Below are 12368 nucleotides of genomic sequence, written 5' to 3'. Positions count from 1 at the left end.
ACTTCATTCAACCACTTTATTATCAAAACCACTTTTAAATTCTTTTTTTAGAACCAAACTGTTGCTGTTCCAATTGACTTTAGTTCGGAAACTGTTCTATCAGATACTGTTTTTTCTATCTTTAGAAAAGCTCTTTTTACTCTTAAAAATTGACGGACACCAATATCTGTATTCTCAGGTATTTCAATTCTCATTGTTTCATTTTGGGTTACCACAATCAACGTAACGCAACTGTTTCCACCGCTACGATTATTAACATTGATGAAAATAGTGTTTGTACTTTGCGACTCAAATAACAACTGCTTGTTAGCATCTTTCAACGGACATAAATTTAGATTTCCTATCACTAAATCGGCACCGACATTTTCCAAACCATTCGTTCTTGTTAATTCGTAATTGATAGTTGTTTGTCTTGTTTGAGCATTTACTGTAAAACAAATAAATGCAACTATAAGCATACTTAGTTTTTTCATGGGATTTATTTTTTCTCTAAAGTTTCTATTCTTTTAAGTAATAGTTCTAATTTTGATTTTAAATCTTCATTTTCAGTTTTTAAATCTTCATATTTTGTATTCAATTCTTTGAAAGCATTAACAGAAGCAATCAAAATTGGATGAATATTAAGATTTAAATAACCGTCTTCATCAGTTCCAACTGCTTCAGGAAATAAAGTTTGCACTTCCTGAGCAATAAAACCTGAATATTCTGTATCCAGAACTTCTTCTTCAAATTTTCTTTCCCCGTTATTTTTATATTGATAGCGTACAGGATGAAGTTGTAAAATTTCATTTAAACCCGAGGTATAATTTCCTTTAATGTTTTTTAATCGTGTATCTGAAACAATTGTCCAGGTACTAGTCCCAGATTTTCTCGCATCATCTGTAGAAAGTTGTAATTGTCCGGCAGGCGTTGTAGTTCCTATCCCAACATTACCTGCTGAAGTTATAGTCATTCTGTTTGAATTACCTCCTGTTCTAAACTGTATTCCATTGGCGACAGCAGAATTATTAAAAATAATTCCTCCATTTATAGAAGCCAATTCTGATCCAAAGAGCAATCCATTTTCACTAGTACTCGGAGTTAAAAAATGTTGATAAACATTCCCACTGCTTTCCAATAAGATACCAGTATTTCCATTGGATGTTCCGCCACTAACCCCATTGGAAACATGCAACCTTCTTGCAGGTGCAGTTGCACCAACTCCTAAAAATCCTCCAGGAGTTAAGCGCATTCTCTCAGTACTGCCCGGACTAAAAATAATTGCTCTTGAAATGGAATTATGACCTATATCAAAACCTATATCATTGAGTTCAAATAATCCTGAATAATTACTGGTACTACTTGTACTAAAGGTATAACTTCCATTACTGTGAAATAAGCGGACTGACCCGGTAGGAACGTTTATATCCATTCCACCGGGATTTCCAGATGTATTATTACTACTGCCAAACAAAGCTAAACCTCCTCCGTTTGAAGTACTCCCAGATTGTGGGCCAATAAACATATAGTCAGTGTTATTCTTATATAGTAAAGCACCATTGTCTGAAGAAAAGCCATTAGTAAATAATGCTTTCCCAGCAACCTGTAGTTTTTCTAGTGGAGTTGAAGTACCGATGCCCAAGTTTCCATTAGCACGAATGGTCATCCTTTCTATTGGTGAACCGCCTGTGTCGGGAGCAGTACTGAAGCCTAATTTTGCCGGAACGTTTGCTGCCGCTAAAGTACCATCAACATCGGCAAATATCATTGCTGCATTTAGGTGACTGCCAACGAAATTGCTATATCCTGAAAAAACTAATTCTCCAAGACCATCACCATTGCTAACTGGAAGCGAACTGCTAAAGCTTCCACGTTGACGAGCGAGATTTAGCGTAGTTCTTCCGGCAGCAGTGGAATGGGCTGCCCAAACCGTTAGATTATCAGTTGTTGAAGATTCTGATCCTACTAAAAGTTTAGAAGTTCCTGTTTCAAAGAGACTCGGAATTGAAGCACCGCCAATTTCGATGTTTCCATTACTTAAAAGTTTCATTCTATCTGTGTTATTAGTTCTCAGATTCAACGTTGTCGCATCTGTAGTGCCAATAAAATTAGTTGTTGAATCTGTTCCTGAATTACCCTGCAGAGTCCAAGATGCAATAGAGCCATTACTCTGCACCCATTCTTTAGTTGCAATAGCCTTTCCATCCGCAGCATCAATCATAGTATTTGTAGTTGAAGGCAGGCGAGTTAAACCATTTTTTAAAACTATCATAGCATCACTTCTTTCTGCAGTACTAATATTGTTGTCGTTATCTGCATCTATTGCATTCCCAATAACAAATAGTCTATCTGTTGCATTAGCTGCTCTAAATTGTGTATCTCCGTTTGTTGATGGTGTGTAATTAGTAGCTCCAATTCCTATTACTATTTCACCATAACTTGACGCCGAATTACTTCTACCAAAGGCGGTTGAAAAACTTCCAAAAGCAAAGGTTCCTCCTCCAAAGGAGGTAGAGGTAATTCCTGATGCCGTTGAACCACTTCCAAAAGCAGTCGAAGTATTCCCAGATGCGGTTGAACCCAATCCAAAGACCGTAGAAAAATTACCTGATGCTACTGTATTTCTACCAAAGGCAGTAGCTACACTACCACTTGCAGTTGTTATTTCCCCAAAAGATGTTGAGATTGTTCCAGAGGCAGTAGTGTTAGACCCAAAAGCTACTGAAGAATTGCCCGATGCGGTTGTCCGTGTCCCAAATGCCACTGAAACATTACCAATATTAAGATCATCCCATTCTGTTCCAATAATATTTCCTGCCCTAAAAGATGCTTTTCTTGGATTCCAAAACATTTTTACACCTGCACCCGTTGGTGCTAAAGCTCCTGAATTTAGTGTTCCTGTAGATACTAATCCATCCGTTCCGTTAATTAATACCGCCCCAGTATCTGCAGTGATTGTATTACCATTTCCTGCACCTCCAAAGTCGTAGGCTTGATCTAAGGTGCCTGATGAATTACTTTGTAGATATTCTTTGGTTACCACTGCCTTTCCATCTGCTGCATCTATCATGGTATTGGTGGTAGAAGGCAAGCGAGTTAAGCCATTTTTTAAAACTATCATGGCATCACTTCTTTCGGCCACATCAACAGAATTATTATTATTTGAATCAATAGCATTACCAATCACAAACAATCTATCTGTTGCATTGGAAGTTCTGAATAGTGTGGCTCCGTTTGTAGATGGCGTGTAAGTGGTTGCTCCAATTCCTATTACCGTTTCACTATAACTTCTTGCTTCATTTCCTTGACCAAAAGCGGTTGAAGAAAATCCACTTGCTGTATTACTTGTTCCAAAGGCAGTTGATCGTATTCCAGATGCTACTGCTCCATTACCAAAGGCAACCGATAATTCTGCGCTCGCAGAGTTCCCTATGCCAAAAGCGGTTGAGTAATTTCCACTTGCTATACTTTGACCCCCAAAAGAAGTTGAAGCATAACCTGTCGCCTCTGCCAAATCACCAAAGGCAGTTGAATATTGCCCAGAGGCTAAGGTTCTATGCCCAAGTGCTGTTGAACCTATACCAATGCTGGAATCATCCCAAACAGAACTTCCACCCACTGTGACCGTTCCTGCCCTAAAAGCCGCTTTTCTAGGATTCCAAACCATCCGGGTTCCGATTCCTGAAGGTGCCAAGGTACCACTTCCTAAAGTTCCTGTAGAGACCAAACCATCAGTACCGGCTATGGTGACTGCGCCGCTATCTGCGGTAATCATTTTACCGTTACCTGAACCCCCAAAATCATAAGCTTGGTCTAGTGTTCCACTCGCCAAATTGGTAAAATCTGACCAACTTGCGGTTCCGTTGGCGTCGCTTGTTAAAACTCTTCCCATGGCTTCATTGCCATCGACCATTCTTATATTTCCTTCTACATGCAATCTATCTTGTGGAGTAGTTGTACCAATTCCAACATTAACCGATGAAAATGCTCCATTTACACCTTGAATACTTCCCAATACCATAGCGTTGTTTGAAGCTACTAAAGCTTGTGCTCCAATAGCAGTAGCATTCATTAAGTTCGCAGAATTTATATTGGCCTGGTAGCCAAATGCAGAATTAAATAGTCCTGTGCTATTTCCAGTTAATGATTGTGTTCCTACAGCAGTATTAAAAGCTCCTGAGGTATTATTATTCATAGAAGAATGACCTATAGCCGTATTAGAGATGCCTGAAGTGGTTGTTAATTGCGATTCAAAACCAACTGCAACATTATTACTACCTATATTATTGGTTGCTAAAGCAGAGTTGCCAATAGCTGTATTTTCGGTACCGGTAGTATTATTTGTTAAAGTTAAATTTCCAAAAGCACTATTGTTAGAGGCACTATTGTTTTTTAAACTAAAATTTCCAAAAGCACTATTAAAACTTCCTGTGGTGTTTAAAGATAAAGCATCGTTTCCAAAGGCATTATTACTATTTCCAGATGAATTATTTCGTAATGCATTTAATCCAAAAGCGTTATTGGCAAAACCAGATGTTAAATTGTTTAAGGCTTCTATTCCTAAAGCCGTTTGAGATGCTCCAATAAAACCGGCTTCTGTATTGTCTCTTTTAAAGTTTAAATCTTGATTGTTTGTTGTTCCTAAAAAATCTGTTCCTGATATAGAATTTCCATTTAATTTCCAGCCAGAACTATTAATAGTATCACCTATAGATATCCATGAAACGGATAGGTTATCCCAATAATAAAACCCAGGAGTATTACTTCCTATGGCCTCAGTTAAATACACCAACATTCCTTGTTGGGCCACCGTAGGATTGGTTGCCGGAAAAGCATTGATTTTAGGAATGAGCAATCCATCCGTATTGGCAGGTGTTGCCTGATTACTGGACTGAATGTCCAATTGGGCGTTTGGAGTTGTGGTGTTTATTCCAACTTGTGAAAACACCATCATCGGGAAAAACAAAAGCAAATAAATCTTTTTCATACGCTATAATTTTATGCTTTTCTTTTTAAGAAAACAGCAGATAATAATCAGATATTTAATAGGTTAAAGATTGTTATTATTGGTTTACAGCACAATACGATATTAGGAGTAGTTTGGATTGAGAATGAATTGAATCTATTAACAAGATTGCTTTAAAACAAGGCTGTTTTTAAAGCTTCAAAAAAAGGACTATTTGAAAGTGATAAAAAAATACGCTCTTTGGCGTATATAGTGTTTTTTTGATTTTTTATAGTTTAATCAGTAGAGTAGTTGTTAAGCCTTTGTTGTTATTCATTGCGACTGAACCGTTTATTGATTGGATTCTTTTTTCGATGTTTTTTAATCCGTTTCCAAAAGGATTGTTTTCGGTCAATCCGATACCGTTGTCTTTAAATTGTAATTTCAGCGTTTTTTTATCTGCAAAACTTACGGTAAAATAAACTTTAGTAGCCTTGGAATGTTTCAAGGTGTTATTGAAAATTTCTTTAGCAATGTAAAATAGATTTTTTCTAAAACGACCATCAATTTTGATGTCTTCAGGTTTATCAATTTCATTTTTAAAATAAAAGGTTATGGCAGTTTTATCAAAAAGTTGAAAAGCATATTGTTTTACATATTCTGAAAAAAGATGCAAGTTATTTTGCTCTGTATTTAATGACCAAATAAACGCATGCAATCTTTTAGAAATTTCCGTTCCTGTTTTATTGATTTTTTCAGCTAGCAATAATTTATCTGAGTCTTTATCGGTGTTAATAATCAAATTTGAATAAATCAATATACTGCTTAAACCACTTCCAATATCATCATGCAAATCTTTACTTATTTCATTTTTTTGCTCTAAAAGCTGCTTTTGAATTTTATTTTTTCTTCTCGTAATCAGAATTATTAGAATCAGAATTAATGCAAAAAGCGAAAGCGCTATTATTTGTAAAAAAGTAAATCTTTGTTTGCTCTTCAGTTTTTCAACCTCAAGAAAAAGGAGTTTGTTTTCATTCTTTGAATACATTTCTGTGATGTTTTGAATGTATTTATTTCCTTTTAACCTAGTTGCTTCATCGAGTTCAATAATTTTATCCTGAATATTTGAGGCGGTTTCAAAATCGCCAATTTTCTTAAAACTTTCGAGAATATAAATGTAAAAATACTTTTTATACGCCTGATTTATTGGTCGACTTGTGATTAAATCATTGCCGTTTTCATAAAAATTGATTATTTCGTTTTTAGAATAATTGCATTGAGAAAGCAACCCTAAATTAATCAACACAATATCATAATAATCACTTCTCTTAGCTGATTCAATACTTCTTTTGAAATAATATTGCGCGCTGTCAATATCGTTTTTTGATAAATAAATTTCTCCAAAAGTTTGCTCAGTATTAGGAATTCCTCTTCTGCTATTGGTTGCTAAAGCAAACTTATATGCTTTACTATTATACCAAATTGCAGAATCTTTTTGATTAATTCTAAGTTTCAATTGAGCCATATTGTTATAAATATGCTCGCTTTCAATACTACTTCGAATATATGCTTTCTGCTTTTTTTGTGGAAAATATTTTATTGAATTTGAAAATGATTTTTCGGCTTCTAAAAATTGTTTTTTTTCATAATTATTAATTCCCTCAAAAAAATAACCGTTTGCTATCAAAGCACTATCTTTTAACTGAATTGCTACTGCTGTAGCTTTCTGAGCTTCGCTTGAGCCAAATTGAAAAAGTCTGTTATAATAAAACAATTCAGATTGTAAACTTTTGATAAAAAAACTAGTGGTATCAACCTCTTTTAATAAGTGATTTTCTTTAGTTTCATTCAACCATTTTTGTGAAGAATCTATTTCATCAGTTTCAAGAAAATATTCTGCCAATAAAAAAGAGTATTTCTTTTTTTCTTCTACTGATTTTGATTTTTTAAACTTACTTAATAATTGGTTTTTTGAGACTTGTGAGTACAAATCATTTGTAAAAAAAATTGATGCTAAAATCAAAAAAAAGTGAAACTTCTTCATTTAGCTATCTTTTTAGATACATGTTTACCGCTTCAACTCTTGTATTTACCTGTAGTTTTTCATAAATATTCTGAATGTGCTTTCTAACTGTACCAACACTTATATCTAACTGATAAGCTACTTCTTTATTCATTAATCCTTTAGCAATTAAATCTAAAATTTCGTTTTCTCTAATAGTTAATGATTCCATCTCAGGATTCTGAATTTCAAATTTTGAAAAACTTGAAACTACTTTTCTGGCTATGCTAATACTCATTGGGCTTCCACCTTCAAAAAGTTCATCTAAAGCAGCAATGATATTAATTGGTCCTTCTGTTTTTAAAATATATCCACTAGCGCCAGCTGATAAACTTTGAAAAATTTTTTCATCATCTTCATAAGAAGTACACATTAGAAAAAGTAAATCAGGATTATGTTTTTTTAATTTTCTGACGCATTCTATTCCGCTATCTCCAGGTAAATTAATATCCATTAGCACTGCATCACAATCTAAAATTGAAATGGAAGACAATGCTTTTTCGGCATTCTCAAAAGCACTTACTAGTTCATATTGATTGGTAAACTGAATCATCATTGAGAGTGCTTCTCTCAATCCATGATCATCTTCAACTATACAGAGCTTTTTTTTCATTCTTAAATAAATAACAATGTAAAAATAAATATAGTAAAAGTATTTGGAAATACGTAAATATGCGTACAAAAAAAACCTCTCATTTCTGAGAGGTTCTGTACCCGGAGTGGGAATCGAACCCACACTCCTAAGAACACGAGTTTGAGTCGTGCGCGTCTACCAATTCCGCCATCCGGGCAATGGTTTTTGTTTTGTGGATGCAAATGTAAATAATTTTTCTGCACAGATTCAAAAAAATAGTTAAAAATATCCTTTCAGAGTTGGAATTAATTCCTAAATTTGCACCTCGTTAAGACGAAACACAACTAACTAACTACACCCGAGGCAATTAATGCATAAAGCTTTCGAATGAAATAAAAGCCGAATTGTATGGAGCGCAGCGGAATAAAAACAACAAATTAAAATGTCACATCAAGAACCAGAAGCAAAAATATTTGCTTGTTCCCAAAGTGTCCATCTTGCAGAACAAATAGCTAAAAACTATGGTGTTCCGCTAGGTAAAGTAACGTTCTCAAAATTTAGTGATGGTGAATTTCAGCCTTCGTTTGAAGAGTCAATAAGAGGTTTACGTGTTTTTATTGTTTGTTCTACATTTCCTAGTTCAGATAATTTAATGGAGTTATTGCTGATGATTGATGCTGCAAAAAGAGCATCTGCAAGACACATTACTCCCGTAATTCCTTATTTTGGCTACGCAAGACAAGACCGAAAAGACAAACCAAGAGTTCCAATTGGGGCAAAACTAGTAGCAAAATTGCTTGAAACTGCTGGTGCAACCCGAATTATGACTATGGATTTACACGCCGACCAAATTCAAGGTTTCTTTGAAAAACCAGTAGACCATTTATTTGCTTCTACTATTTTTCTTCCTTATTTGAGAAGTTTGCATTTGGACAATTTGACAATTGCATCACCAGATATGGGTGGATCAAAAAGAGCTTATGCCTATTCAAAGTTTCTAGAGTCTGATGTCGTAATTTGTTACAAACAACGAAAGGCAGCCAATGTAATTGGAACAATGGAGTTGATAGGTGAAGTAAAAGGAAGAAATGTAGTATTGGTGGATGACATGGTTGATACTGGTGGAACTCTAGCCAAAGCTGCAGATTTGATGATAGAAAAAGGCGCAATTAGTGTTAGAGCTATTTGTACTCATGCGATTTTATCGGGTGATGCCTATGAAAAATTAGAGAATTCTCAATTAAGCGAATTGATAGTAACCGATTCAATTCCATTAAAAAGAGAATCAAACAAAATAAAAGTAGTGAGTTGTGCACCACTTTTTGCAGAAGTTATGCACATGGTGCAACACAACAATTCCATTAGTGGAAAATTTTTAATGTAATTTATTATTAACTATAAATATTTTTAAATGAAATCGATTACGATTAAAGGATCAGAAAGAGAAAGCGTAGGCAAAAAAGCTACTAAAGCCTTACGTGATGCTGGAATGGTTCCTTGCGTTATTTACGGAGGAAGTCAACCAGTACATTTTGCAGCAGAAGACAAAGCATTCAAAAACTTGGTTTACACTCCAAACGCACACACAGTTGTAGTTGATTTGGATGGTAAAACATACAATGCAATTCTTCAAGACATTCAGTTTCACCCAGTTTCAGACAGAATCAACCACATTGATTTCTTCCAATTAAATGAGGAAAAAGAAATCATTATGGAAGTGCCTGTAAAAATTACTGGAACTTCTCCAGGTGTATTATTAGGTGGTGAATTAAGATTAAACCAAAGAAGATTGAAAGTAAAAGCTTTGCCAAAAAATCTTCCAGATTTTGTAGAAGCTAATATTTCAGAATTGCAAATGGGTAACAAATTATATGTTACTAAAACAATTCCTGGAAACTTCAAATTAATGCATCCAGATAACACTGTAGTTTGTCAAGTGAAGATTTCACGTGCTGCTATGAAAGCTGCTCAAGAAGCTGCAAAAGCAGAAAAAACTGCAGCAAAAGGAAAGAAAAAATAATTTTCAATATACCCTTTTCAAAAAAAGCATCAGTTATTTACTGGTGCTTTTTTATTGCTTTTAATTCTATTACTTTTACGCCATGAAATGGTTATTTTCACTTTTTAAAAAACAAAACAAGGAAAATCAAATCAACATGAAGAAATTTTTAATTGTTGGATTAGGAAATATTGGTTCCGAATATGCTAATACACGCCACAATATTGGATTTAAAATTCTCGACCATTTTGCCGCTAAAGAAAGCTGTTCATTTCAAACTATGAAATTGGGTGATGTAGCAGAATATTCTATTAAAGGAAGAAAACTAATTTTTCTGAAACCTAACACCTATATGAATCTTAGTGGTAAAGCAGTAAAATATTGGATGGAAAAAGAAAACATTGAAAAAGAAAATATACTGGTAATTACGGACGATTTGAATTTATCTTTTGGAACTATTAGAATAAAAGCAAAAGGAAGTGATGGTGGTCATAATGGGTTAAAAAATATTCAGCTTTTGTTAAACACAACAGAATATCCAAGATTCCGTTTTGGCATTAGCGACCAATTCAAAAAAGGACAACAAGTTGATTATGTGCTTGGCGAGTGGAATGAAGAAGAAAACAGCAAACTAACTGAACGCCTTGATTTATCTATAAAAATTATTCTGTCATTCGCTTTAGCAGGTCTAAACAACACTATGAACGAATTTAACGGAAAATAAAAAAGAAGTCAAATTGACCTCTTTCTTTTATCCTTTTATTAAAACCTATTTCTTAATAATCTTATCAGATTTCAACAATCTATCCTCATTATAAATTCTAAGGAAATAAACTCCCGATTCTAAATTATCAATATAAATTTTATTGTTAACCTCATCAAGTTTTTGTGATTTAACCAATTGACCATTAGTTGCAAATATTTCAACAAAATCAACATTTATTTGTGGTGATGTAATCATGAAATATTGACTAACAGGATTTGGATATACAGCTATCGCTTGGATAGCTTCTTGCTCAGTCACACTCAACGATTGGCATCCATTAGAGGTTTTCAAACTAGCTCTTGGACCATTAATAGTATTAGTAAGTATCGTTTTTTGCCCATTAGTAAAAAACGCCATGCACGCATCATTTACATAATCCATATAATTCATAAACATAGAACCTGTTGCAGTAACTGTACATGCATTTGCATTATTTGGATAAGAAGGACAACTAAAGTATGGATTATTGGTTGCAGGTGTATCTGCAACTCCATCACTATTAGAACCTGAACCACAAGCACTACCATCATTCCCCCAAGGATGTAATAAACCAAAATAATGTCCTATTTCATGAGTTGCGGTTCTTCCTTTATTGTAAGGAGCTGTTGCTGTTCCAGTATTCCCAAAAAATTGATCCCCAATACATAAACCATCAAAAGCCGCGCCAGCTGCAGAAGGCAAGTATGCAAATCCAAGCAATTGATTATCTGTAAATCTTCCAACCCAAATATTCAAATACTTTGTTGGATCCCAAGCCACCAAACCTGTTGAAGTGTAATAACTATCTTCAAAAATAACTGATGTTGCTATCGATTTACGCTCAATACCTGTAGTTGCTACTCCTGCAGGTGTTCTTGTTGCCATACAAAAATTAATCTCCATGTCTGCTCCATAAGTCTGAAAAGCAGCTGGAACAACAGTATTGAAATCAGAATTTAATTTTCTAAAATCATTATTTAATATAGTAATTTGAGACAATATCTGAGCATCACTAATATTTTGTGTTGAATTTTTATATAAAACATGAACCACAACCGGGATTGTGTAAACTACATTAGTTGTTCTATTTTGAGATGAAGTATTATTATCAGGATTTTGAATGAAATCCATTGTCTCTTGATGATGAGTTGCAAACTCAGGATTATTCTGAATCAATTCAGCTAGTTTTTCTGAAGTATGACATGTTCTTTGCGCAACTCCAAAAAAACTACTTAAAAATAATACTATAATTGTAATTTTTTTCATTTTGATGTTTCTAAGTAATTAATATAAAAGATTCCAAAAATACTGAACTTAAACTTTTTAACAAACATTTAAATTAAATTTTATACTTTCCATATTAGAATCTTTATTATTTTTGAAAAACAAATTGTTTTTACAATATATTTATTACATAATTAAATTTTTAAACTACTTTAAAACACAGATAGTGGCAAGACTTTTGATTGTCTTTATCTCCTTTAATAAATTTCGTCATGAAAAAACTTCTTTTAATATTAATAGCATTTAGTTTATCTTATTGTAGTTGCAAAAAAAAATCTGTTTCAAAATCTAGTTCTTTCACAATTGAATCACCTTGTCCAGGCGATGGTAATTGTTCAATTAAAATTGAAAAAAATAAAAATTTAGAAATAAAAAACGATGAATTGGGTAAAATCTACTATGAATTAAAAGACAATTCAAGTACATCTGTAATACATTATCAGTATAAAAGGAATGTTGAAGAAGGTCTTCAGGATGGCCAACACATAGAAGAAATTATTTTTGAGATTGATAATAATTCTAAAGAAATTAACTTGGAAAATAAATATCTTCAGAATACAAAAATGTTATTTGGAAGACATTGTTATTGTAAAGGTCAAGCTGGATATTTTAAAATTGATGAAGGCTCATTACAGCTGGAAAATAAAGAAAATACAATTCATTTCAATTTAACTTATAAAACTGACAAAGTTCCTCAATTATCAAATAATATTATTGCAACCATAAAGTAATAAATAAAAAAAGGAGATGTAATACATCTCCTTTTTTTTATTGAACTTA

The 12368-nt window shown here is 33.5% G+C and carries 9 protein-coding genes and 1 tRNA gene; 4 read left to right on the top strand and 6 right to left on the bottom strand.

Annotated elements, in window-relative coordinates; all coding sequences use genetic code 11:
- Positions 1-47 precede the first annotated feature (47 nt).
- The 5 genes from RN605_RS11030 to RN605_RS11010 form a co-directional block, all read right to left on the bottom strand.
- Positions 48-473, bottom strand: coding sequence for a hypothetical protein (locus tag RN605_RS11030; RefSeq protein ID WP_313324790.1), 426 nt, complete (start codon positions 471-473; stop codon positions 48-50).
- Between the two features lie 5 nt (positions 474-478).
- Positions 479-4966 (bottom strand): tail fiber domain-containing protein, encoded by a 4488-nt coding sequence (locus RN605_RS11025; protein ID WP_313324789.1) that lies wholly within the window; start codon positions 4964-4966, stop codon positions 479-481.
- Positions 4967-5213: 247 nt separating this feature from the next.
- On the bottom strand, positions 5214-6968 hold the full coding sequence (locus RN605_RS11020) for an ATP-binding protein (RefSeq protein WP_313324787.1): 1755 nt from the start codon (positions 6966-6968) through the stop codon (positions 5214-5216).
- Between the two features lie 4 nt (positions 6969-6972).
- Positions 6973-7599 (bottom strand): response regulator transcription factor, encoded by a 627-nt coding sequence (locus tag RN605_RS11015; protein WP_313324785.1) that lies wholly within the window; start codon positions 7597-7599, stop codon positions 6973-6975.
- Positions 7600-7697: 98 nt separating this feature from the next.
- A tRNA-Leu gene (locus tag RN605_RS11010) sits at positions 7698-7777 on the bottom strand.
- 225 nt (positions 7778-8002) lie between these two features.
- Between RN605_RS11010 and RN605_RS11005 the strand changes: the two genes are divergently transcribed.
- The 3 genes from RN605_RS11005 to pth all read left to right on the top strand — a co-directional run bounded on the left by RN605_RS11005 (position 8003) and on the right by pth (position 10283).
- Complete coding sequence (locus RN605_RS11005; RefSeq protein WP_313324783.1) at positions 8003-8944, top strand: ribose-phosphate pyrophosphokinase; 942 nt, start codon at positions 8003-8005, stop codon at positions 8942-8944.
- 27 nt (positions 8945-8971) lie between these two features.
- Entirely contained in the window at positions 8972-9580 is a 609-nt protein-coding gene (locus RN605_RS11000; RefSeq protein WP_313324781.1) for a 50S ribosomal protein L25/general stress protein Ctc, read from the top strand.
- A 136-nt stretch (positions 9581-9716) separates the two neighbouring features.
- Positions 9717-10283 (top strand): aminoacyl-tRNA hydrolase, encoded by a 567-nt coding sequence (pth, locus tag RN605_RS10995; protein WP_313324779.1) that lies wholly within the window; start codon positions 9717-9719, stop codon positions 10281-10283.
- Positions 10284-10328: 45 nt separating this feature from the next.
- Here pth and RN605_RS10990 read toward each other — a convergent pair whose 3' ends face one another.
- Complete coding sequence (locus tag RN605_RS10990; RefSeq protein ID WP_313324777.1) at positions 10329-11570, bottom strand: M43 family zinc metalloprotease; 1242 nt, start codon at positions 11568-11570, stop codon at positions 10329-10331.
- A 230-nt stretch (positions 11571-11800) separates the two neighbouring features.
- Here RN605_RS10990 and RN605_RS10985 point away from each other — a divergent pair, with 230 nt between their 5' ends.
- A complete protein-coding gene (locus tag RN605_RS10985; RefSeq protein ID WP_313324775.1) occupies positions 11801-12319 on the top strand; it encodes a hypothetical protein in 519 nt (172 codons plus the stop codon).
- Positions 12320-12368 lie beyond the last annotated feature (49 nt).

Origin of the sequence: Flavobacterium sp. PMTSA4, assembly GCF_032098525.1 — a bacterium.
Taxonomy (GTDB): Bacteria; Bacteroidota; Bacteroidia; order Flavobacteriales; family Flavobacteriaceae; genus Flavobacterium; species Flavobacterium capsici.
The sequence above is the reverse complement of the archived record's forward strand: the minus strand, read 5'-3'. Positions and strand labels throughout refer to the sequence as shown.